Genomic DNA, 25288 nt, shown 5'->3' on the forward strand with positions numbered 1-25288 from the left:
ATAAAAAAAGGGAGGCTCTTATCGCCTCCCCATTTGTTTAAATAGATTCTACAAAATCTAAAAAGACTTTTTTATGATGTTCAAGATCCATGTTAGCAGAAAGTGCTACCCTAGCTATGTAATCCTTGTCCCCTTCCTTAGTGGTGCCTTGAGTAGAAGTGGCAGGGATAGTCCAATAGCAACCTTTCAACTGTCCATAACTCACACAATACTTACTCTCATTAGGGATTTGGGTAATCATCAAGTTGATCAACTTATGATTCAGCGCTCTTTTATAGGATTCCTTTTCTTCGTCTGAATCCCCCTTAGTGGGAAGATCCAATGAAAACACAGAAGGCGTAAATCCTTGCTGTGCCAATTCTTCTGATACAAAATTGATTTTCGCGTCTGGCAAAACTTCGTGGATGAAGTTTACAAACTCACGGGTATTAAGGTAAGCATCAATAATTCTCTGGTTCATTGACGGTAATTGCTTAGCTAATATTTCATACTGCAGAGCTGTAGCCTCATTGTCGCAAAGGTTTAGATGCCGCTCTATTTTCTCCATCAACTCCTTCGTTTTGGTATTGCCTACGCAGTACCCAGCCGTGCATAGCCCGCCACTTGGGAATTTTGAGCCGCTGGCAAATGAGATGGTTCTTACGGTTGAGAGTATTTCTCCTTCTCCCAAAAAGAGGACATTCGGACAAAAGGTTTGATCCAAGATAAATACTGGATCTGTCGCAACTTCGCCACTACTGGTTTTACGAACTTTACTCAAAACTGCCTTCAATTGTATCAGGTCAGGCACTTCCACTCTAGGGTTGGTTGGGATTTCAGCGATGATATACGGAATAGCATCCTCTCCAGCAATTTTATCGAGTATGATATCAATACTTCTATTCATGTCGTTTCCGCCATCCACGGGTAGGTCCACTACCTCTACATTATCCAAGCAAGCAGCTACTCGTCTTGCTTGATCATTTGTACCGCCATAACAATTCGGAGGAACCACAAATTTGATAGCCTTTCCTTTATGATTTTCTTGTGCATCATGCACAAGCCCCATCATAATCGCATACTGAATGGATAATCCACTAGAACCAACAAGTGCCTTTGTATTCGAACCTGTAATAGTCGCTATCGACTCTAAGACCAAAGATTTATTAGTCTTCACATCCCCATTGCTTTGAGGACTTTTATGAGCGGACTCAGATAACTGCCCTACTAGAGACTTTAAAGCTGCAAGGCAATTAGCCGGTGTCATGGCGATAGTCTCTCTTCTCCTTACATGTTGAATTTCTGAGATATAACTTTCATTCTCTTCACCATTTACGAGCAAAACACTTCCTAGGGAAGGGTGAAGACCAATGTAAAAATCGATGTTTTGAATAAGATCAAAACGACCAATTTCATTTCTCTCTGATATGAATATAGTACTGCCGTCAAACTCGGAAACTGTTGAAGCTTTTTCAACATGCTTTAATTCGAACTTATACCCATAAACATTCCTGAGTACTTCAGCATCAAAACAAGCTGACAAGTCACCCGAATAATTGATTTGGGTATTCTTATTGGCAAACAAGTTCTTTCTTAGAATAGCCAAAACTGGAGCAGTCTTAGACGAAAAACTGATTACATTTTCTGATTTTACCTGGTCTAAATTTCCTATTACCCATTCTAGCACACAGGACAAAGGATGACCAAGTCGGATATAGTCATAAGCAGTTGGCAATTCACTAAGCGAGGTTCTGAGCGGAATAGCTGAGGAATCAACACTTTCATTGAACAAGCTCTCAAACTGATCTAAGAATTGAGTTTTGGCCAAAGACTCATCATAAATATCCAGTCTATGGGTCGTTAGATTAAGCCATGCAGAAGGCATGTTTTCCAAAACCTCTGAAACGAAGGTTAGCATTTTTTTATCTTCAGAAATCTTCATCGATAATAGACTGATTTGGTAGTAAGTTTGATTTTTTCAATAATGTCAGAATAAAATACTTTACTCTGTAGTTAGCATTGCCTTGTCCAAAACCCTTTTTCAAATGGCTTAGATATTCCAACTTTTTTCAGGCCTTGGGCGCTCTGCCGAGGCCAAATTAAGAATTTCGTAAGTCTACTCAAGCGAGCTTGGAATGTTTGTTGGAAATTGGCTGGTAGCCTTGTCCTAGACATTAGTCGCTAGGATGATAAACTTGGGACAGACAAAATTAACAACAGCAACCTTCTTAAGGTTCGTAGGTAATCTATGGAATGTCTAATTCGCCTAAAAAATTAAAGCAGTGACCCTACTATCAATTCTCCTGATTCTACAGGATCACATCAAGTACGGCCACTGCCTTATACTCTAAAAATTCTGGAGCTATTGTTTAACCCCAATATCTATTACTCTAAACTTGATCAGGAACTTCAAATCCTGGTCTATAGTCACGTGTTAACATTTTATCCGCTTCAGGATCATTGACAAAAGTCTCGGATTTTGGATCAAAGTCTAAAACTCGTCCCAGTCTATAAGAAATGTTTCCCAAGTGAGCCAAACCGGAAGAAAGGTGCGCTGTTTCCACAGGTCCGTTCAAGATTGACTTGTCATGCTTGCGAACTGCATCGATGAAGTTGGCAAAGTGTCCATCTGTACCGCCTGCTCCTCTATCCATACCCGAAGATGCTGCTGCTCCATCATCTCCAGAGATACCTGGAGTTCCCTTTTCACCTAAGAAAGTCTGGAACTTATCGTAACCATCAACAACAAGATACCCCTTGTCCCCATAGAAGATATTTCCTACAGTAGCTCCACCTTCCGAATTGGTATACCAAGGGCGAACTTCAAATTGTATGATCTTATTTTCGTCTGGATAATTATAGATAGAAGTAAGCACCTCGGGAACTTCCTTGCTATCATTCCAAAGGTATTTGCCACCCATCGAAGTAATCTTTGTCGGGAAACCAACATCCAGTCCCCACATACAAAGATCCGTTTCATGGATTCCTTGGTTGCCCACATCTCCATTGCCATAGTCCCAGTTCCAATGCCAGTTATAATGTACTAGGTTACGTGTAAAGGGCCTTTTAGGTGCTGGACCAGTCCATAAGTCGTAATCCAATCCCTCAGGAACTGGAGAAACTCCTTTGTCACCAATGTCTCCTCGCATTCTAAACACAAGGCCACGCGCCATATACACTCTACCGATGTAGCCTTCACGCATCAATTTTATCGCCTGCTGAACGGACGGGGAGCTTCTCAATTGCACTCCGTGCTGAACGATACGGTCATACTTATCGGCTGCCTCTATCATCTTTCGTCCTTCAGAGATATTATGAGAACCTGGCTTTTCTACATAAACATCCTTACCCGCCTGACAGGCCCAGATAGTCGCTAATGCATGCCAGTGATTAGGAGTCGCTAGACTTACTACATCAATATCCTTGTTATCAAACACCTTTCGTAGGTCTTGCTCCAAGGCCACATCTGTATTGTATTTCTCTTTGAATGTCTTTTTACCAGCTGTCAACAGGTTCATGTCCGGATCGCAAAGCGTGGTCACCTGAACATCTTTCTGCGCCATAAAGCCTTGAATATGGCTATTACCTCTACCGTTGATCCCCAATACAGCAGCGTTAATTCTGTCATTTGCTCCAAAAGCTGAAGCGGGAATGATGGTAGGAAGTACAAGTGCAGCTGTACCTGCAATTGCGGTTTTTTTAATGAAGCTTCTTCTTGATGGTTCTGTATTCATTTTATGATTTCATTTTGGGTGTTGTTTAGACTCAATTTATTAAAAAAACATTAATCTATAGCCCATTCTTACATATCAGTTAACAAGCATTATCAGATAGATCTTCATTTTGTTCTAATCTCTTTTGTTGAGTCTAACTTTAAAATGAAATCAAAAACTATTTCTCTAAAAAGTTGAAGATTTTCAACGCATGTATATTTGTTAAAAACAGGTAATCGTTGAAATAACTGAATTACCATTACATACTCAAATTATCAATTTAAAAAATCAATTATTTCTGTGCTTAAATTCGTGAGACACCTCTCCTAACAATCTATACTGCTGATATTTCTCCTGATAATCTTTCTTAAGTGCTAAGTTCGGAATATAAACTTGGCAAAACCCAGCTCCCATTGCTTTAATAGCCATTTCCATATTTTCAAAAACACCCGCAGCAACCGCTGCATACATCGCGGCTCCTAAAGCAGGAGTCTGAGTAGATGCTGTGATCTTAATGGTTCTCCCTAACACATCAGCCATGGTCTGCATCACCAAATGGGATTTATTAGCTACACCACCAATTGCGATTACTTCATCAATCCTTAGTCCCTCTTCCTCAAATCGATCAATTATACATTTCGAACCAAAACAAAGAGATTCTACCAAACTTCTGAAAATATGCGCAGATGAAGTGCCCATATTCAGGCCCATAACTGCCCCTTCCAAAGATTCATCCACATCGGGAGAGCGTCGTCCATTTATCCAATCCAAGGAAACAAGCTTGCAATCCTCCATTGATAATTTGCTTGCTTCTTCAGACAAATTAATCAGCATACCATCCTTCATTTCCTGGATCAAATTCTCCTTCGTGTGGGTATCTAAAAAATCAGTGCTTTGGATAAGCTGAATGGAAGGAGTTAAAAGTAGTTTGCTAAACCAAGCTAATACATCTCCAAAACCTGCCTGACCGGCTTCTAATCCAGTACAACCTGGCAAAACAGAGCCGTCCACTTGTCCGCATATGCCTTTGATCAGATTTTTACCAATTTCATCCGTTGCAGCTACCAAAATATCACAGGTAGATGTACCGATCACCTTCACTAAGGAATGCTCGACAATCCCTGCGCCAACCGCTCCCGCATGCGCATCGATTGTCCCTACCGCTACCAGCGTATCTTCTGAAAGTCCAAGCTTCAAAGCCCAATGCTTACTGATTTTACCTGCCACCTCATTGGAGGCATAGGATTTAGCAAACAGGTTTTTGCGAAGACCAGCTAATGAGCTATCGAGTTGACTCAAAAAACTCTCCGGAGGAAGACCATCCCAGTCTTGATGCCACAATGCCTTATGCCCTGCTGCACATCTGCTTCGTTTCAGATTTACAGGATCTATTCCAGTAAGAACTCCTGTGATGTAATCACAATGCTCCATCCAGGAAAATGTAGCATTTGCCACTCCTTTATCTTTTCTATGAATAGAAAGGATTTTAGACCAGAACCATTCTGAAGAATAAATTCCCCCCGAATATTTAGTAAAGTCCTCCCCTCCCCAGGTTCTTGACAACTCAGTAATTTCAGCAGCTTCCTTAATTGCTGTATGATCCTTCCAAAGCACCATCATGGCATTTGGATTTTCTTGAAAGCCTTCGCTAAACGCTAGAGATTCTCCATTTTGATCAACAGCCATTGGGGAAGATCCAGTAGTATCAACACAAATTCCTTTGATCTGGCTTTTAGCTATCCCTGACTCTCGCACTACCTCAGCTATCGTGTTTTCCAATCCCTCTAGATGATCCAAGGGGTGTTGCCTGAATTGATTTTTGGCCGGATCGCAAAACAGACCCTTCTCCCATCTTGGATAGGTAAATACAGAGGTCGCGACAATTTCTCCATTTTCAGCTTTTACTAATAATGCACGAACGGAATCCGTACCATAATCTAAACCAATAACATATGTCATATACTCTGTTTTTTTTGATTGGAAAAAAGACCTGTAAGTAGAAAGCCTACAATAAAAATAGTAAGCGTACCCATCACAATTGTCAAATTAGTATGCAGGGTGTTTTTAAACCCTTCCATTGGAGTTCCTGTCAGCAAGACTGGTGATAGGCTCATCCAACCAATTACTACTACTCCGCACAGCACACCGATAGCAGCCGCTTTACTTGGAGCTTTTTTCACTACAAAAGCTAGTAAAAATAACCCCAGGATTCCGCCACTGAAGATAGATGAAAGTGCCCACCATGATTCCAAAGCACTGGTAACTCCGTTGAACGCCAAACCAACCACGATACTCAATCCTCCCATGACGAAAGAGGCGATCAAAAGCACCCGCATGGATTGCTTTTCTGTTGTATTTTTATTGATATACTTTCGGTAGTGATCAGACAGAAAAACAGTCGCCGAGCTATTGATACTAGTGGAAACTGTACTCATTCCTGCCGCAAAAATGGAGGCAATCAAAATTCCAGTCACCCCTGTAGGAAGCCCAGACACGATGAAGTATGGAAACACCTTATCCGCATTCTCTGTCAATTGCAATTCAGCAGGCAACAAATCCGGAAAGGCCTGATAATAAGAAAACAAGGCTGTTCCGATGAAGAAAAACAAAAGCGAAACAGGCACATACAACAAGCTTCCAAACCAAGTAGATCGAACGGCTTCTTTCTCTGTCCTAGCCGTGATATAACGCTGGATATAACTTTGATCAATACCAAAATTCTGAAGGTTGATAAATAGGCCGTAAACCAGAATCATCCAAAAGGTGGACTCGACAAAATTGAACTCGAAACTTCCCAAACTGAATTTATCGGCCTCTGCTGCTATGGTAAACACTTCTCCAGGTCCATTGGGCATGGAAAACATAATTACCAAGAGACAAACCAATGCTCCGCCAATCAACACAATTCCTTGTATAGCATCTGTCCAGATCACCGCTTCAATACCTCCAAGCATAGCGTAGACGACCACGCTTATTCCTGTGCAAATGATGATCAAAGGAATGCTCCAGCCAAATAGTGCATTCATCGGCAAAGCAAGCAAGTACATAATTGCTCCCATTCTGGCCAGCTGCGTCAGTAGGTAACAGATAGAAGCATAGGTTCTGGCCCAAGGGCCAAAACGTGTTTCTAAATAGTAATAGGCCGATTCGCTTTTCAGATTTCTGTAAAGAGGCACAAAATACCTGACCGCAATCCAAGCCGCCAACGGAATGGATAGACTAAACACAAAGCCGTTCCAATTGGACAGATAGGCATTTCCCGGAAGAGCCAAAAAGCTGATACTACTTACAAAAGTCGCAAAGATGGACATGCCAATAGCCCAACTTGGCAGCCTTCCACCACCTGTGGTATACTCTAAGGCAGTCCTTTTCCGAAAGGAAAATGAAATCCCGAAAGCCACGATCGCAGCCATGTAAACAAGAAAAACTACTAAATCAATTAAAGGTAAATCCATTAATTCTTGGGTATGTTGGGTTGTGGAGATTTTAATTTTTACCTAATAACTATTCTCTCTTAGAGAGAAAGTTGGGTCAGGTCTGCTGCGATCACCTCAAAACGAGACCTAAGCTCTTCGACCTCTGAGTCAGAAAAAGGATAAAGCGGAGAAGCAAACTGCGCCTCGCAAAGTCCTAAAAACGACATAGAAGTTTTCAAACCTTTCATGTAGCTGGACTTATATTGTCCTACCTGATAAATGTTTCTGCTGATCTCCATCACAGCTCCCTGACAGACCTTCATCGTCTCAAAATCCTTATTTTCAGCCGCTACATACAGCGCTACATACAGCTCCGGGAAAAGATTGGCACCGCCACAAACTCCTCCAAATCCTCCCATCAGTACTGTTTCAGCCATCATTTCCTCCGGACCTACCATCAATACAAAGTTTGGCTGATTTCTGAACGCATGGCATAAAGACTGAAAATAAACCGCGTGTGCCGAGCTATCCTTCAAGCCAATAATACGTTCATGGGCTGAAAGCTCTATCACGGTATCTACTTCAATCACCAGTTTGGTGTGTGAAGGCATATTGTAAAGAAACATCGGAAGTGAGATCGCGTCAGCCAATTGAAGGTAAAAGTGCGTCAATTCCTTTTGGTCAATGTTATTGTAAAATGGAGGTGCCACCACTACGGCATAGGCTCCAGCATTTGCTGAAAACTCTGCCAAGGCTATGCTTTCTTCGATGGACACATCGGTAACTCCCACCAATACCGGCACTCTATCACCAACCTGACTGCAAGTCTGCGTGATCAAATCTCTACGCGTTTGATAACTCAAACCAGAAAACTCACCCGTGGTACCCAGTATAAAGATGCCATGGACGCCTCCCGCAATCAAGTGCTCAATTAGTTTTTCTACACTTGCTGAATCCAGAGATCCATCGGCATGAAGTGGTGTAATCATAGGAGGAACTATCCCTCTCAGAGGTTCTTTTGAAGTAGTAAGTAATGTCATAAGTTATTTGTCAACTACGCTTGATAGGTTTATTGTAAAAATTTGGAAGTAAGACTTACCCGCTAAGTCCACTTTCCTATTGTATGCTAGTGTGTGCCCTGTATTGGACCAGTTAATATTGCTAAGATTTGTGCTTGCATTATCCGGAGAAGCTAAAACCTGCTGAGTTATACCATCACTGATTCCTGTGATATAAATAGCTTCTTTTGCTCCATAGGCCAAGTATTTCCCGTCGGAGCTCAAGCTGAAACTGGTATCAGGGGAAAATGTATTTTTAGTGATCGCTTTGATCTCTCCACCATTTGGAGAAACTGTATAAATCTGTACTATTCCTGCCTCATCTTTTTGATAGAAATAGATCGAATTCCCGTCAGGTGATGAGCGTAACCATTGTCTTGGCCCTTGCACTCCTGGATATTTCCGGTCAGCTGTAAAAGTCAACCTGCGTTGGTTGACTCCGGCTGGAATAGCAGGCAAAGAGGTAAGACTTCCCCCATCTACTGACGAGATAAGTTCAGAAATGCTGGAAGAAATATCAGCGATAAATACCTCTGTAACCTTCTCCCCAGTCTCAGACATCACATCCCCCAAAAAAGCCAATGCTTGGTTTTGCTGAGTGCCATCTAGTTTGGTATAGCCTGCATTACCTACCCAGCATTCTTCATATGCTTTGTTAATCTGATCAGATCCTGGCTTAGGATCAGCAGTCACTTCTGCCAACAGGACTGCAAAACTCGTCCCATCAAAGTTTTCCTCATCTACTCTTCTAGTGATAGCTACTCGCTCTCCCAAGATAAAAGCACCGACCGTTCGAAGGTCTTTGATTGTCGGATTTACTAGTGATTCACGCTCCAGAACTTGGTCATTGTAAGTAAAGCTCACAAACCGCCCATCTGAACTGTAGGAATAAGCATGTGAACCTCCACGCAGTGCGCCTTTAGTGAATGGAACCTGCACATCCCGAGCTTCCATAGCTTCAGATTTATTCGATTCATCCAAGCTAACTTGCATGGCAACCCTAGCCGTAAATCCGTAGGGCTTCTCCTGGGAAGCATTCATCAAACCATGAATAAAAACCACTTCATTCCTTGAGGGATGAAAACTTACGGCACCTGTACCAGGGCCGAAAACAGTTTGATTTTCCAATTGGTAGATGGTTTTAACTTCCTGTGTTTCCACATCCACCACTTGGATAGAGGCATTTTCCCCAATTTTGGAATCATCGTTTCTATTGTCGAAAACAAGAAGTTTATCGTCGGGAGAAAATGCCTGACGTTGATTTAAAAAATGCCCTGAAGGATCACTGGTAAGCTGAATTTCCACAGTTTTTATTGTATCAAGAGATTCTTTTATGTTATTCACGTTTGAGTTTCTGGGATTACAATGTATCATCGAAAAACACAGCCCACTCAGCAATACATAGCCAAATGCCCTGGAACCCAACTCCCAATCTTTTAATTTTTTAATCATTGCAGTCAAAAATCATCTCTGAAAATGATAGAAATGACCGTCTTCCGCGCCTACAAAAATCTCCCAGACACCATCCTTGTTCCAATCGACAAATGTAGGGCTGGTGGTATGTCCAGCCAATATTTTTTCTGATAGTGGGCCTTTGTGACTGAAGGTAACTTTGCCTGATTCTTCACTGATATTTTCAAACAGTGTCACATTCACACTATTCACGAGCAGATCCAGATCACCGTCGTTGTCCCAGTCCACGAAAGAAATTTTTCGTCTACCACTTCCTCCAGCTTCGGCGTTGTTCAGACGTAGCGGGCCACCTTCGTCATTTTCAGCTTTGTCCCTATTCGTATAAACAGAAACTTTGTCTCCATAGAATATCCGCTGACCTGGAAGAATAGCTTGCTGACCATTTTCATTTACTCCTTTATAAAAGGCCAGATATCCTTCAAAATCCAGCATGACTAAATCCATCACGCCGTCCTTGTCCCAGTCTATCGCATAGGGAGTGGTTCTCCACTGAGTGACCAATTCATTTTGCGCTGATTTCCACCAGTTCCAAGCGGGAGAAGTAGCCACTTCGTTGCCTCGATTGACTTGGATAGGTTTGGGCGCTTCTAATCCCGAACCTGTGTTTCTGATCCATTCTATCTTTCCCCAGATGGAGTTAAAAATAATATCCTGATTCCCATCGCCATCCCAGTCTGCCACTGATAGCGTGGTATAACCCCATTTGGCTTCGGCCGGACCTTGAATAGATCCGTTTTCATCTGCCTGAATACGGATAGGCTTCCCTCCCACTTCCAGAAGTTTGGGTTCATTCCAACTTGGGTTCTCACCTCCACCAATGTTCTCTATAAAAGCAAAATAACCCGCTGAATTCCCAGTAATGATATCCTCATCCCCGTCATTGTCCCAATCCACGCTTACTGGCGTAGCCAGAGCACCGAACTTCAGGTTATCAGACTGCTGGCGAAAGTATCTTGGGGATTCAAATTGAGGGACATTTCCTATTTGTTTTCCCGTGTTCCTCACTAAAGCAACACGTCCATCTTCGTCTCCGACGACCAGATCTACATGACCATCTTTGTCCCAATCCACCGCAACTGGAATAATCATCTCCAGATCCATTTTGATCAGGCCAGCATCATTTTTCAGAAAAACACCTTCTTTGTAAACAGGATTCTGTCTCGTTCCTGTATTTTCGAAATAAGTCATCCGGTCCAAAAATTCCCCACAGATCAGATCCAGATCACCGTCTCCATCAAAATCCGCAAAATTAGGTGATGGCGCTCCATAGACATCGAGCATTTTCCCGCCTGCCTCAATCCTTCCTTTATTTACATAGGTACCATTTTGATTTTCAAGCAAAAATACAAAGCCATGTAGAGGACCATTGATCCAAACACCAGAGTCATTAAACGCATTGTCCCATCCATAATCTGCCCAATCGTCAATACCGACAACCACATCCAGGTCTCCGTCACCCTCGTAATCAACCATTTTCCATTGGTTGAAACGAACCTTCTCAAAGCCTTTCTTCAGTTCCTCTGCATCAAAAAGTACCCGCTCATTACTTGCCAACTTAGTCTTGAAATCCACCAACTCTACTCCCGGGACATTTACCCTCATCCCTTCATCGATGTGGGAAATCTGCACATTCTTGATCGCATCCCCTATACGAACTGGAGCTGCGAAATCAGGAAAATCATCCCCCGTAGTGTTTTCAAAAAAGTAAAGCCCATTGAACGGCTTGTCGGGACAGGAAACCAGCATATCCATATCTCCATCCCCATCGTAATCCATAGGTAGAGGCCAAGCCCAAAGGCCTACTCCTAAAAAAGAGGTGGTGTTTGGGTTGTTGTATTTTACAATCTCAAAATCTTTTGGGGTAGCTACCTGAGTAGCTGAAGAATCCTTTTTATTTGAGCAAGCCCCAAAGGCAAAAAAACTTAGAATTATGGCACTAGGAATAAGTTGTTTCATGTTATTAGGGTTAATTATTTGAAAAAGAAGCCAATAAAGGATCTTCGACTTCTTTCATTTTATTATATATACTTTCAGTTAATTCTTTGATTATCAATTTTATATCAGATGAATTTCCATCAATAAGATTCACTTTTTCTTCAGGATCCACTGCCAAATGATAAAGCTCATCACGACTTGAATCCTGAAAATCCTTAACCAACTTCCATTCTGCTGTGCGATAAGAACGCATTAAGGCTGTACTATAATTGATCATGCTATACTCCGTATAGAGGTCATTGTTCCAATTTATCACCCGCTCTCCTTTTAGAATAGGTAGCACGCTCCTACCACGTAGTATTTTACCTGAGGGAATCGGTGCATCCGTCATTTCCAGCACAGTTGGGTACCAGTCCATATTAGTAAAGGTTTCTTTTACACGTAAACCAGCTTTGATGACACCGGGCCATCGAACTATTACAGGGACATGAAGCGATTGATCATAAAGATTTGGTCGGGAATTTATGGCGAGGTTTTCAGTTGCCGGATGATCTTGCTTAGTGATCCAATACCCATTCCCCTTATGCTCAATTCCATTGTGCCCCATATTATAGCCATGGTCAGAGGTAAAAATAACAATTGTGTTTTCAGACAAACTCAAATCCTCCAAGCGCTTAAGTAACTTCCCTACATTCCTATCCACTCCAGAAGAGCTCGCCATATACTCCTTCATTTTGGACTTGACTCTAGGTATATCCAGATCAGGATAGTCCGGATGCGGAACCTGCATATCCATATCTTCATAGGGAGCCCAGTCTTCATCAGCTACAGGCAACCATTTACCGTGTGGAGATCGATAATGGAGGCTCAAAAGAAAAGGTTTCTCCTGATTACTCTCCAAAAATTTCATAGCCCTATCTGTCAAAATATCAACAGTCAAACCATCAAATTTCTTAACAACCCCATCCTCTTCAAGCATGGGATCAATCGGTGATTCTCCCCCCCCAGTAATACCCATAAAATACTCGTAGCCCTGATTGGTAGGATGATATCGATGATCTGAATCTTTTCCGGTCCAATCGCCTAAATGCCACTTACCCACTAAACCTGTTTGGTAGCCAGCTTGAGCAAGCACCTCAGGAAATGTGATGCTTTCTGGATCTAGACCAATTGGATTTTCTGGATCATAAAGCTTATGTCCTGGCTGTGCGATAAAGTCCAATACTCCATACTCCGATGCATATTGACCGGTCATCAAACTTACCCTGGAAGGACTACATACAGGTGTAGTCACAAAAGCATTCTCAAAGAATGCTCCCTGAGAAGCGAGCTGGTCCAAATTAGGCGAAAATGCTTGTTTGTTTCCAGATGCACCCAATGTCCAATAGGCTTGATCATCTGTATAGATAAAAAGAATATTAGGCTTTTTTGATTGGGCGAAGGTTAGGGAAACCAGACCACTTAATAACAGGGATACTAAAATCCACTTCTTCCCAATTTTATGTAATAATTTCACAGTAGCTTATCTTAAAGTAGGTTTCTAAACTTCTTAATCCGATGAAAAGTCAGGAAGTTGGCATCGTGATTATTATGAGCTCCTCCCATTCCGTCCTCATAAGCTGTTCTCGATAAAAACAGAATATCCTTTCCGTTAAAAACCCAATCCACATATTGAAATCCATGTTTAACAACATCGGGATGTTGTAGAAGCACTTTTCTTTGATCCCAAGTAGTCAAATCAGGAGAGGAAAACAAAGCTTGTGTATTCCTGATTCCTGCAGGGTTTTTCCCTTCATTAGCTAATTTTATCTCTTCCGGGATCACATTGGCAATAGTCCAATATAGCCCGGTAGTTTCATCATATCTGATAGTGAATTTTTTACTCCCACCCGGAAAAGCTATAAAGCCTGTCAGAGGATCAAATGTCGCAGTTTTACCATCATCGCTTATCTTAACTCGAGCTGCTTTTTCCTCTAAAGTAGATCGATCATCAACACGCAACATGTCCCACATCTGCCCATTCTTGTCCACCACTGCATTCCCTTCTAGCCAGCCACCAAAGTTCCCATCCAGATAGGTAGAATCATAGTAGAGGATATTACTGGAAGTCCAACTATTTGCATTTAACAAATCCGCATCTATAGGAGCTGAAAGCATAAACGCACCATATCGCTTACCCCATTTTTTAATTGGACCCATAGCACTTTCCATAGCTCTCCAAATCCTTCCATCATGCTCAATGATCGGCATAGGAGCGCAGTGATACTCACCTGCTAGAATTAATCCATTAGAACCATTCGTAGGACTCGTCCAAGATTTTCCTCCATCTTCAGAAAGCCTTACAAGCGTATTACCATGATGCCTATCTGTACCTATAAACCATAATTTCCCTTGACGCACAAATAATTTTGACCAAAATGCGCCATCAATCTCTGCTATCTCATCCCAAGATTTACCCTTATTCTTCGAAGTATATATCTTGGAAGTAGCTCTTACATGCTCATTAGATTCGGGACCGAATAAATCATGAGAAGCTACATAATCTCCATTAGGAAGTATAGCCAAACTTGGAGATCCTATATACTTCCCAGAGGACGCTGGACTATATGCTACCACATTTCCTGGCACCTTTCTATCTTCATACTGCTGAGCAGTCACATAAACACAGATAAACATGCAAATTAATAGTGCTGTGATTTTTTTCATAAGGTCAATCTATTTTAGGGTTTATTCTTGGGAATCTAGCTTTTGAAGAATACAATCGTTCCATGAGCTCTTCCTTCATAAGCTTGGCATCCCAAGGACGAGAAGAACTAAGATCGATTGATTCACTTGGGTCATAATTGAGATCGTATAATTCAAAGCGATCAGTATCAAAATAATAAATCAATTTTAAAGCGTCTTGACGTAATGCTGCTTGAGGCCGAGTCTGACTTGTTGCACCATCTTCAACCCCAATATCTACGAGCGCTTCATCGTATGCTTTGCCTTCTGGGTGATAGTAAGGGAAATACCAGAATAAGGATTTAAACCTGTCAATTTCACCCCCTAGCAATAAGGGCAGAATAGACTGTCCATCGAGTTCACTAATATCTATTTCTTCATCACCTGCTATATCCATAAAAGTGGGGAAAAAGTCGGTCTGAATTACCGGCACCTCTTTTATACTATTAGCTGCCACCACACCAGGCCAAGAAACCACCATAGGAATTCTAATTCCTGCTTCATAAAGATTCCACTTACTACCTCTGAATGGAGCGTGATGTGCGTAAGAAGGATGCCCCCCATTGTCAGAAGTAAAAATTACCATAGTTTTCTCTCTAAGTCCTGATTCATCAAGTGCATCTAATACCTGACCTACATAATGATCCAATAATTCTATGTTTGCGGCATAACGAATCATCTCATCACTGAGCTCACCCTTTGATTTGGCTCTGTATTTATCTTCTATCCATTGCATCCCTTTCAAATGTGGGGTATGAACATAATAATGGCTTACCATTAAAAAGAAAGGATCATTATGCTCTTTCTTGATGAAACTTACTGCTTCATTAGTAAGTAAGTCATTTGGATATTCTCCATAATTTAGTTCAGGTGAAAACTGAATTCCATTATATGGGTGGGATCCAAAGGTTTCCTTAGCTGTGTCAAAGCCCTGCTGTGCTGGCCCATGAGTAAGACTCCAACCTTTATAGACTTTATGGTGTGTTGCTACGTGCCATTTCCCCACCAAACCAGTTTCATACCCTAGCTCTTTAAGCCCCTCTGCTATAGTCACTTCTTCTAATGGAAGATTAAGTGTGATTGGTGGAGAGATTAGTTTTTTATTCTCGAACAGTGCAATCCATTTTTCATCATCCCAATCCAAGGTGTCTTTTTCAAACTTGGTTACAAATTCAAATCCAAGTCTGGCTGGAGATTTTCCCGTTAAAAGTGCCGCCCTAGCAGGGGAACATAGAGGTGCGGATGAATATGCATTGGTAAAGCTCATCCCCGATTTGATTAATAGGTCAATATTAGGGGTCTCGGCAATAGATTTTCCTTGACCCCCAGGAAACGACGCTATATCACCATAACCTAAATCGTCGACATAAATTAAAAGGATATTTGGCTTAATATACTCTTCTTGTACAAACTCACTTTTGCCCTTGACACCTAAGTAGGTGCCAAGGAAACAAAAGGTCAGAAGAATCAATTTACCCAATCTATCAAGTAATTTAATATCCTTCATTTTGAATTAATACAGGGTTTGAATCAATTGCTTGCTGTGGAATTGGCAAGAGAGTTTGAAAACCCTGTGCATTGGAGATCCCTCTTTTTTGGGCATCGCTAATCAATACGCCCATACGAATCATATCCAATCGCCTTGTTGCCTCAGAGTAAAATTCCCAACCTCTTTCTTTCAAAATATGCTCGCGAAGAGATTCTTTTGACGGGAAATTTGATAATGCTAATGGAGAATCGTTCAGTCCAGCCCGTTCTCTAACTTGATTAATTAAATTTAATGCTTCTTCGTTGGGTCCTGAAATCTCATTTAATGCTTCTGCTTTTGATAACAGGATGTCAGCATATCGAATGACAGGTATATCCGTCCCATGCGCCTGTTGTATTGCATTTGGATCAGGCCAATATTTGAAAGATCTGGTATTATCATCCCCTAATAATTGAATAGTATCACCTGCTTTATTAATAAAAGAGGTAATAATTAAATCTTTTCGCTTATCATCTTCAGAAAATGTGTTATAAAACTGATCCCTCATCCTATATTCTGAAGCGAAAACCACCCAATTAGATTGAAATTCAAGTCCAGATACAGGATCCTTTTGAAAACCTACTGGAAATGCACCATTCATCCAATCATTAGCAGAAGATCTAGTAGCATCAGCATAAGCCGGTCTCACCCATATCATTTCTGAATTTCTTTCATTCTCTACCTTGAACATTTCCTGATATACAGGATAAAGGGAATAGTAGCCCAGAGCAACAAGCTGATTAGTGTAATCAACAACTTTTTGCCAATTCTTTTCTTGAAGATAAAACTTGCTTAAAAATGCTAAAGCAGCCCCCTTATTCGCTCTTCCAAACTCATCTTCCGACCCAGGCTGTGGAAGAAAATTTAGTCCAAACAGAAGATCTTCCTCAATAAACAACTTCATCTCATCAATTGAAGGTCGACTAACCTCCAACTCATCAGTAGTACTTCGCCGAATTGGAACAGGTCCAAATGAGTTATAAAGTTTGATATAACTTATTGCTCTTATAAAACGAGCTTCTGCACTATATTCATTTTTCTTTTGATCTGATAACTTTAAATTATTTATATTTTCCAATATAATATTGGCGTTTCTTATAGCTCTATAGTTTGGAGCCCATAGATCACTAAACAATATTCCTAGTCCAGGATCTAAAGTAAAATTAATAAACTGAACTGCAGTTCCATTTTCTCCTCCGCCTGTTTGCCACATCAAATCAGTTTGCCATTCTTCCATGGCAATTACAGCTTTAGAGCTCGCTCCACTCATATTTGCTGTGTGAGCATAAGCTGAATAGAGCACATTTTTAATCCCCTCTTCAGTAGTAAGTAGGTTATCTGGAGCAAGTTGAGAATATACTGGCTCATCAAGCATATCTACACAGGATGTCATATTAAAAGCCAACATCACAACTATCAAATTTTTAATATATATCGTTTTCATAGTAGGCCTGATTAAAATTGTAAAATAACTCCACCCATAAAGGTTCTAGCAATAGGATAGGCATTAAAGTCTATTCTAAGATTTGCTCCACCATTGGGATTAACTGCAGGGTCTAAACCACTGTAACTAGTCCAGGTTACCAAATTCTGCCCTGTTACATACACCTTAGCAGAATTGATAAGTTTCGATTTCACATTTAAATTATAACTTAATCTGACTGTGTTTAATCGTACATAAGAGGCATCTTCTACCGTGTAGCTATTAACTGATTTCTGACCTTGTCCTAATGGATTTATAAAGGAAGGATAAACATTAGAAGGATTTTCAGCAGTCCATCTATTTTGCATGGGTTCTGCTAATTTATTTCTCCGGAAACTAATTGGAAAATAGGTTTCAGCCAAGTTCCCATTATACATCTGCAATCCCTCCTGTCCTTCAAAAAATGCATACAATTCAAACCCTTTATAAGTCAATGTATTTCCAATTGACCAAATAAATTTTGGAAATGAATTACCCAGAATTACTCTGTCATCTGAATTAACTACTCCATTACCATCTACATCTCTGTATTTAAAGTCTCCTGGGGCCACATTATCATTCGTAAGATCAAAATCATCTCCTTCTTGCCAAATCCCAAGGATTTCATAACCATAGAAACTATTGAGAGGAAGCCCCTCTTCTATTACAGATATTTGATTGGAAAACCCTGCACTACCAGTGACAATTCTAGGAATACCTCCTAAGTCAGTAACTTCATTTTCTAACGCATTAAAGAGGAGATTTGTGGTCCATTTGAAACTGTTACTATTTATATTGGTAGAAGTCAATCCAAATTCAAATCCCGAATTTTGAACACTTCCTACATTTCGAGTCTGAGTAGTAAATCCAGTTTCTGTAGGTATAGGGAGATTCAACAACATATTAAATGTGTTTTTCTTGTAATAGTCTATGCTACCCTGAAGCCTATCCTGAAAAAAACCATAGTCAATTCCGACATTAAATTGCTCGGTCGTCTCCCAAACCAAATCTTCATTACCTATACGTGTAGGGTCTAACGTTTTGACTTGTTTATCATCCATTACTGCAATTGGACCATTGCCGAAAGTTGTAATTGCTTGATAATTCCCAATCTCCTGATTACCAGTTCTACCCCAGCTGGTTCTCAATTTCAATGTACTTACCGTTTCTTCAATACCGGAGAAGAAAGCTTCCTCATTAATCTTCCAACTTGCTGCGATTGAAGGGAAATAACCAAACCTGTTATTAGCACCAAATCGAGAGGAACCATCTGCTCGAATACTAGCAGTTAATAAATATTTATTCTTATAAATATAATTCACCCTTCCTAAATAAGATAAAAGTTGGTTAGAGGATCTAGAATTTGACAACGTATAAAGAAGCGGATCCCCCAGGCTTAAGTTATTGGTTTTAAGAACATCAGAAGGAAAACCTCTGGCAGTCCCATTGAAATTAGTTGAAACAAATCTTTGTGTTGTTGCCCCAAAAACACTACTAATGGAGTGTTCTCCTACAACCTTATTATAATTTAGTAATCCTTCAAAAAGATAATTACTTCTACTACCTGTTAAAACTGAGGCTATCCCTCCGTTTGCAGAACCATCTATTGTAGATCTATCCACAAAAGTGTCACGTTGCTGGCTATTTATATCCCCACCCAAATTCACTCGAAAGGACAACTCTTTGGTTAAGAAATATTGCATATAAAAAGTACCAAATGTCCTATATCCGTTGGATGAACTTGTCTTTCCATTGATTAAAGCCAAAGGGCTATCCATGGTCATAAATGATGAACGATTATATGATCCATCTGCATTGTATGGGCTGATAGTAGGGTCGTAATTATAAGCAGAGTACAAGACTCCAGCCCCTTCATTTATGCTAAAACCTGAAGGGAAATACGTATCCTTTGTGTAAGTACTGTTTAGTGCTGTACCTAGTACAAATTTATCTGTAACCTTATGTTCAAGGTTAAGCCTAAACCCAAACCTCTCGTAAGAAGAGTTTTTGACAACTCCATCTTGATCAAAATAATTTAAACCGGCATAGAATTGTGTTTTGTCATTCCCTCCTGTGAAGGAAAGATTATGACTTTGAACCAATGCATTATCTTGATAAACCTGATCTTGCCAATTCGTGCCAGTCCCCTGCAAATCTTTGACTCTTTCACTCTCAGAACCACCTCCGTCTTCAATAATACTATTCAATATGCTTTGATATTCGGTTGGGTTTAAAACATCTAGCTTTTTGGCAACATTTTGAACTCCTAAATAAAAATCATAATTAGTTTTTAACGCACCAGTAGAACCTTTTTTTGTTGTTATTAATATTACACCATTAGCTCCTCTTGCTCCATAGATAGCTGTGGAAGAAGCATCTTTTAGTACCTCAATAGATTCTATGTCTCCTGGATTTAAGGATGATAGTGGATTTCTAGATGTTTTTTGATCAAAATTAGATCCAGAGCCCGAAACAGCAAGACTATTATCCATGGGTAAACCGTCTATTACATACAAAGGTGAATTCCCAGAATTGACAGACCCTACTCCCCTAATATTTACTGAGATCGCCCCTCCAGGCTCAGCACTATTCTGAACCACCTGAACTCCAGGTATTTTTCCAGCAAGTAGTTGTTCTGCGGAAGTAATAACACCTGCGTTAAAGTCCGCCTTCTTTAAAACTCCAACAGAGCCTGTGAGATCACTTTTCTTGACCGTACCATAGCCTACGACCACGACTTCATCAAGAGCACTAATATCCTCTGCTAATGTTATATCAATAATGGTTCTGCTTCCGACTTCAGCTTCTTGCTTTTCAAATCCAATCATTGAAAAAACCAATATCCCATTACCATTAGGAACATTAATTGAATAGTTACCATCAATATCGGTAACTGTACCTACTGTTGTGCCTTTCAGCAAAACATTCACTCCTGGAAGCCCCATAGGATCATCCGCTGTAATCACCGTTCCTTTGACGGTGCTCTGTTGTGCATAGGAAACATTCGATAATACCATTACTCCAATGAGCAGTAGTAATACAAATGAACACTTCCTAAAATAAGGTAGTCTTACATTCATGTTAATATGGTTTTGGGGTTAGCATTAATTGATTTTCAATTATTAGCAGCATGATAATTTATTAAGCAGTTTTATATGCCGCTTAGTATAGGTATAGTCTACTTGACTACAGTAAGTCTTATACCAGACCTTCATTTGATTTTTTGAAAATGAGGCAATTCATTCAAAATGGTTTCCGATTAATTTAGTAACTGTATAACTAAATTAATATTAAATAAATATAGAGTTATTAAACTCTTCTTGGATAGACTCACTTTTGTTTCCTTGACACCTAAGAAGGTGCCAAGGAAACAAAAGCTCAGAAGAATCAATTTACCCAATCTATCAAGTAATTTAATATCCTTCATTTTGAGTAAGCAGTGGATTCGCATCCATTGTAGCAAATGGGATTGGATATAACCTATGAAAGGGTTTAGCGTTGGTAGCCCCTCTAGCATGTGCAAACTCTATTAACTTATCCATTCGGATCAAATCCAGTCGTCTTTTTCCTTCGGAATAAAACTCCCAGCCTCTTTCGTCCAAAACTTGCATTCTAAGCTCTTCCTTAGAAGCGAAATCACTTAGTTTCAAAGAAGTTTCGATACCAGCACGAGCTCTGATTCTATTGATTAGATCAACTGACTCTTGATTAGGACCATTTAACTCATTAAGAGCTTCCGCTCTATTCAGTAAAATCTCTGCAAATCTAATTTCAGGTATATCATTACCAAAAGAAGCATTCACCCCTTCTGGATCCGGCCAATATTTAAAGGAGCGAGTATTATCCACTTCATCTAACAGCGAAATTAAATTTCCATCTGTATTGATATATTCGTGTAAGATCAGGTCCTTTCTCTTATCGTTTTCACCAAAAGAGAAATAAAACTTATCCCTAATTCTGGATTCATTTGGCCAATTTCTCCAGGCATTTGAGAACTGCAAACCTGTTCTAGGATCACTAGCAAAACCTATAGGAAATGCCGTATTCATCCAACTATTTGATGCTCTTCTATCAGCACTAGTCTTAGCTGGTCGAACCCAGATGTATTCACTGTTTCGTTCGTTTTCCACTTTAAACAAATCTTCATACACTGGAAACAAATCATAATTCCATTGATCCATGATTTGCTTTGCAAAGTCAGCGGATTTTTGCCAATCCTTATTATTTAAGTAAAAGTTGGACAACCAGCCCTGTGCTGCCGCTTTATGAGCTCTAGCATAATTTGCTTCTTGTCCAGGAGCAGGTAAATCTGCTAAGGCCGCGATCAATTCTGTTTCAATGAAGCTGGAAAGTTCTTCGGTTGAAGCTCTTGGTAATTGTACCTCATCTTCAGTTGATGTTCGTAAGGGAACGGGCCCAAATTTCCAAAACAATTTAATGTAACATGTGGCCCTGATAAAGCGAGCCTCTGCTTTATATATAGTCTTTTGACTTTCAGAAACTTCCAAGGCATCCAAATTTTCTAATACTAAATTTGCATCTCTAATGGCTCTGTATGGATAGTCCCAATTTTCACCTTGCAACAGACCAATTGACGCATCCCATGTGAAATTGATATACTGTAAGGCAGTTGCATTGACTCCATCTCCGGATTGATAAGCAAAATCAGTGATCCACTCATCAGCAGCGAAAACATAGATTGAATTATTGGAAACCATGTTGGAAGCATTCGCATAAGCAGCTCCCATTAATGACTCTATTCCTTCCTTGGTTTTTAGGAAATTCTCCGGTGCTAACTGAGAAAAGGGCTTTTCTTCCAAGTAATCTGAGCACCCTACTGTCAACAATGTGGTCATCGTAACAGCAAAATATTTATATATATTCTTGATTTTCATGATTTCAATAAATTATAGTGTGAAACTGATTCCTGCCAAAAATGTCCTTGACACTGGAAATGCATTCCAATCAATTCTAAAATTGGCACCACCATTAGGGTTAATCGCTGGATCCATACCACTATAATTAGTGATGGTGAATAAATTCTGGCCAGTTAAGTTGATGGTAGCTGCACTAAAAATTCCACTTTTAGCTGGAAAATGATAGCTAAGCTTAACTGTATTAAGTCTCAAATAAGATGCGTCTTCCACAGTGATACTGTTCACACGTTTTTCACCTTGACTACTTGTATTTACAAAAGATGGATATTCGTTAGAAGGGTTTTCAGGTGTCCATCTGTTTAACAGAGGTTCTGCATACCTGTTTCTTCTAACACCGGCTGGAAAGTATGTATCGATTAACCCATTATTGAGCATTTTCGCACCTTCCACTCCTTCAATAAAGACATAAAGATCAAACCCTTTGTAGCTTACTGTATTGCCTACAGACCAGATAAATTTTGGAAAGGAATTGCCAAGTATTGTCCTATCCTCAGTGTTGACTTTACCATCCCCATTTATATCTCTATATTTTATGTCACCAGGCTTGACATTATCCAGCGTAGAACTAAAATCATCACCAGTCTGCCAGATACCTAGCACTTCGTATCCATAGAATGATTCCAGAGGAATTCCTTCCTCAATGATTGCGATTTGACTAGTCGCTCCAGCACTACCAGTAACAATTCTTTCAATTCCACCTAAATCAGTAACCTCATTTTTTAAGGTAGTGAATATCAGATTTGTGGTCCATCTGATTTTTCCTGAATTTATATTCCTTGAAGTCAAAGCGAATTCAAATCCTGAATTTTTAATCCCACCAACATTAGTCAGTTGTGAAGTAAATCCTGTAGATCTTGGAATAGGTAATGACAATAGCATGTCTGACGTATTTTTCACGTACCAATCCATACTTCCATAAAGCCTATCTCCCCACAAACCATAATCAATACCAAAATCTAACTGCTCTGTAGTTTCCCACTTAAGATCTGGATTGGCAATTCTAGCAGGCTGAGTGGATGAACGTTGCTGGTCGTCATAAACTACAGTTGGCCCGCCGCTAAAAGTACTTATTGACTGATAATTACCTATTTCTTGGTTACCAGTTCTACCCCAGCTAGCTCTTAATTTTAGCGTACTGACAGTCTTTTCTAGGCTTGAGAAGAAATCCTCTTCATTAATTTTCCAGCCAGCAGCAACGGAAGGGAAATAGCCGAATTTGTTATTCTCTCCAAATCTTGAAGATCCATCTGCTCTAATTGAACCAGTTAAAAGATACTTGCTATTGAATGTATAGTTTAATCTAGCCAAGTAAGAAAGTATGGTATTATCTACTTTAGAACTTCCTATAACATTAAGGTTTGGATTTCCTAGGTCGAGATTATAAGTCTCTGTTGCATCCGAAGGAAAGCCTCTACCCTCAGAGGAAAATCTATTTGAAATAAACTTCTGAGTAGTCACACCTGCTACTGCATTAAAAGAGTGTTTATCAAAGGTTTTCTTATAATTAAACAGACCTTCTACTAGGTAATTAGATGCTGTTCCATGCAAAATAGTTGCTATACCACCTGCTGCTAATCCATCAATAGTTGTTCTATCTATATAATAATCACGTTGCTGATTACTGACATCTCCACCAAGATTCAATCTGAATGAAAACTCAGGTGTGAAAAAATATTCACCATAGATAGAACCAAAGGTTCTATAAGTATTACCTATCCCTCTTTTCCCATTTGCAAGGGCAACTGGATTATCCACATTGATGTGTTGTGAAATCACATAATCACCATCTGCGTTTCTGACATTTAAGGTAGGATCCATCTGCATCGCTGCAAAGACCACACCTGCATGTTCATTAAGTTGAAACCCACCAGGGGTGAACTGATCTTTAGAATAATTTGAACTAAAATTAATTCCTGTGTGGAATTTTTCATCGACCTTATGATCAAGATTAAACCTCAATCCATATCGCTCAAATGATGAATTCATCACTAAACCATCTTGGTTAAAGTAATTTAGTGAGATCAAATAACTGGTATTTTCATTTCCCCCCGACATGGAAAGATTGTGGCTTTGAATGCCAGCATTCGGATTATATACTTCGTCCAACCAATCTGTACCATCTCCCTGAAAATCAGAAACCTTATCAGTACTAGACCCACCACCAGATTCTATAATACTGTTAATGATTGTTTTGTATTCGTCAGCATCTAAAAGATTAATTTTATTTGCAACGTTTTGTACACCTGCATAACCATCATAGGAAACTTTCATTTTCCCTTTTTTGCCATTTCTGGTAGTAATTAATATTACTCCATTAGCGCCTCTGGCTCCATAAATTGCCGTTGCAGAAGCATCTTTCAAAACTTCTATTGATTCAATATCTGCTGGATTTATGGAACTCAATGGAGATCGTTCCGTTCTAGGTGCTGGAAATCTCTCACCAGCTCCAGAAACTGCTGAACTGTTACTAAAAGGAAGCCCATCAATTACATAAAGTGGAGAAGTTCCTGAATTTATGGAACCAACACCACGTATGTTTATAGACATCCCTCCCCCTGGTTCTGCACTGTTCTGGACAACTTGAACACCAGCCATTTTTCCAGCTAAAAGTTGCTCAGGGCTTGAAATTGCTCCTTGGTTAAAATCTTCTTTTTTCAAAGCTGAAACAGATCCTGTTAAGTCACTTTTCTTTACAGTACCATATCCCACAACAACAACTTCATCGAGTGCGCTGATGTCCTCCGATAAGGTAATATCAATAATAGTTCTGCTTCCGACTTCAGCTTCCTGCTTTTCAAATCCAATCATTGAAAAAACCAATATCCCATTACCATTAGGAACATTAATTGAATAGTTACCATCAATATCGGTAACTGTACCTACTGTTGTGCCTTTTAGCAAAACATTCACTCCTGGAAGCCCCATAGGATCATCCGCTGTAATCACCGTTCCTTTGACGGTGCTCTGTTGTGCATAGGAAACATTCGATAATACCATTACTCCAATGAGCAGTAGTAATACAAATGAACACTTCCTAAAATAAGGTAGTCTTACATTCATTTT

14 protein-coding genes are annotated in these 25288 nt (G+C 40.0%); all 14 read right to left on the minus strand.

Annotation, left to right across the window (positions count from 1 at the left end):
• Positions 1-37: 37 nt before the first annotated feature.
• On the minus strand, positions 38-1897 hold the full coding sequence (locus BM291_RS11035) for a PLP-dependent aminotransferase family protein (protein WP_139229079.1): 1860 nt from the start codon (positions 1895-1897) through the stop codon (positions 38-40).
• A 472-nt stretch (positions 1898-2369) separates the two neighbouring features.
• Positions 2370-3713: a Gfo/Idh/MocA family protein gene (locus BM291_RS11040; RefSeq protein ID WP_092897321.1), complete on the minus strand. Its 1344-nt coding sequence runs from the start codon at positions 3711-3713 to the stop codon at positions 2370-2372.
• A 267-nt stretch (positions 3714-3980) separates the two neighbouring features.
• Positions 3981-5651, minus strand: a complete 1671-nt coding sequence (locus BM291_RS11045) for a ribulokinase (RefSeq protein ID WP_092897323.1) — start codon at positions 5649-5651, stop codon at positions 3981-3983.
• Complete coding sequence (locus tag BM291_RS11050; protein ID WP_092897325.1) at positions 5648-7147, minus strand: sodium:solute symporter family protein; 1500 nt, start codon at positions 7145-7147, stop codon at positions 5648-5650. The genes BM291_RS11045 and BM291_RS11050 overlap by 4 nt, the downstream gene beginning before the upstream one ends.
• Positions 7148-7206: 59 nt before the next feature.
• A complete protein-coding gene (locus tag BM291_RS11055) occupies positions 7207-8148 on the minus strand; it encodes a dihydrodipicolinate synthase family protein (RefSeq protein ID WP_092897327.1) in 942 nt (313 codons plus the stop codon).
• A 3-nt stretch (positions 8149-8151) separates the two neighbouring features.
• Positions 8152-9510, minus strand: coding sequence for a DUF3748 domain-containing protein (locus tag BM291_RS11060; protein ID WP_175499684.1), 1359 nt, complete (start codon positions 9508-9510; stop codon positions 8152-8154).
• A 120-nt stretch (positions 9511-9630) separates the two neighbouring features.
• Positions 9631-11595 carry an FG-GAP repeat domain-containing protein gene (locus BM291_RS11065; protein ID WP_092897331.1) on the minus strand — a complete coding sequence of 655 codons (1965 nt, stop codon included), beginning with the start codon at positions 11593-11595 and terminating at the stop codon, positions 9631-9633.
• Between the two features lie 10 nt (positions 11596-11605).
• A complete protein-coding gene (locus tag BM291_RS11070; RefSeq protein ID WP_092897333.1) occupies positions 11606-13090 on the minus strand; it encodes a sulfatase family protein in 1485 nt (494 codons plus the stop codon).
• Positions 13091-13101: 11 nt separating this feature from the next.
• Positions 13102-14280 carry a sialidase family protein gene (locus BM291_RS11075; protein WP_092897335.1) on the minus strand — a complete coding sequence of 393 codons (1179 nt, stop codon included), beginning with the start codon at positions 14278-14280 and terminating at the stop codon, positions 13102-13104.
• 4 nt (positions 14281-14284) lie between these two features.
• Positions 14285-15805, minus strand: a complete 1521-nt coding sequence (locus BM291_RS11080) for a sulfatase (RefSeq protein WP_092897337.1) — start codon at positions 15803-15805, stop codon at positions 14285-14287.
• The gene (locus BM291_RS11085) at positions 15792-17270 is read right to left on the minus strand and encodes a RagB/SusD family nutrient uptake outer membrane protein (protein ID WP_092897339.1); all 1479 of its coding nucleotides are present in this window, start codon (positions 17268-17270) and stop codon (positions 15792-15794) included. Before BM291_RS11085 ends, BM291_RS11080 begins: the two co-directional genes overlap by 14 nt.
• 11 nt (positions 17271-17281) lie before the next feature.
• Complete coding sequence (locus BM291_RS11090; protein WP_092897341.1) at positions 17282-20368, minus strand: SusC/RagA family TonB-linked outer membrane protein; 3087 nt, start codon at positions 20366-20368, stop codon at positions 17282-17284.
• A gap of 333 nt (positions 20369-20701) precedes the next feature.
• On the minus strand, positions 20702-22183 hold the full coding sequence (locus BM291_RS11095; protein WP_245786839.1) for a RagB/SusD family nutrient uptake outer membrane protein: 1482 nt from the start codon (positions 22181-22183) through the stop codon (positions 20702-20704).
• A 12-nt stretch (positions 22184-22195) separates the two neighbouring features.
• Positions 22196-25285: a SusC/RagA family TonB-linked outer membrane protein gene (locus BM291_RS11100; RefSeq protein WP_092897343.1), complete on the minus strand. Its 3090-nt coding sequence runs from the start codon at positions 25283-25285 to the stop codon at positions 22196-22198.
• Positions 25286-25288: the final 3 nt, after the last annotated feature.

The organism is Algoriphagus aquimarinus (assembly GCF_900112005.1).
Classification (GTDB): Bacteria; Bacteroidota; Bacteroidia; order Cytophagales; family Cyclobacteriaceae; genus Algoriphagus; species Algoriphagus aquimarinus.

Excerpts from the sequence above, each read along its gene's own strand:
- BM291_RS11045 (WP_092897323.1), bottom strand. The coding sequence starts at position 5,651 with ATGACATATGTTATTGGTTTAGATTATGGTACGGATTCCGTTCGTGCA.
- BM291_RS11085 (WP_092897339.1), bottom strand. The coding sequence starts at position 17,270 with ATGAAAACGATATATATTAAAAATTTGATAGTTGTGATGTTGGCTTTT.
- BM291_RS11050 (WP_092897325.1), bottom strand. The coding sequence starts at position 7,147 with ATGGATTTACCTTTAATTGATTTAGTAGTTTTTCTTGTTTACATGGCT.
- BM291_RS11100 (WP_092897343.1), bottom strand. The coding sequence starts at position 25,285 with ATGAATGTAAGACTACCTTATTTTAGGAAGTGTTCATTTGTATTACTA.
- BM291_RS11055 (WP_092897327.1), bottom strand. The coding sequence starts at position 8,148 with ATGACATTACTTACTACTTCAAAAGAACCTCTGAGAGGGATAGTTCCT.
- BM291_RS11065 (WP_092897331.1), bottom strand. The coding sequence starts at position 11,595 with ATGAAACAACTTATTCCTAGTGCCATAATTCTAAGTTTTTTTGCCTTT.
- BM291_RS11090 (WP_092897341.1), bottom strand. The coding sequence starts at position 20,368 with ATGAATGTAAGACTACCTTATTTTAGGAAGTGTTCATTTGTATTACTA.
- BM291_RS11095 (WP_245786839.1), bottom strand. The coding sequence starts at position 22,183 with ATGAAAATCAAGAATATATATAAATATTTTGCTGTTACGATGACCACA.
- BM291_RS11075 (WP_092897335.1), bottom strand. The coding sequence starts at position 14,280 with ATGAAAAAAATCACAGCACTATTAATTTGCATGTTTATCTGTGTTTAT.
- BM291_RS11040 (WP_092897321.1), bottom strand. The coding sequence starts at position 3,713 with ATGAATACAGAACCATCAAGAAGAAGCTTCATTAAAAAAACCGCAATT.
- BM291_RS11035 (WP_139229079.1), bottom strand. The coding sequence starts at position 1,897 with ATGCTAACCTTCGTTTCAGAGGTTTTGGAAAACATGCCTTCTGCATGG.
- BM291_RS11080 (WP_092897337.1), bottom strand. The coding sequence starts at position 15,805 with ATGAAGGATATTAAATTACTTGATAGATTGGGTAAATTGATTCTTCTG.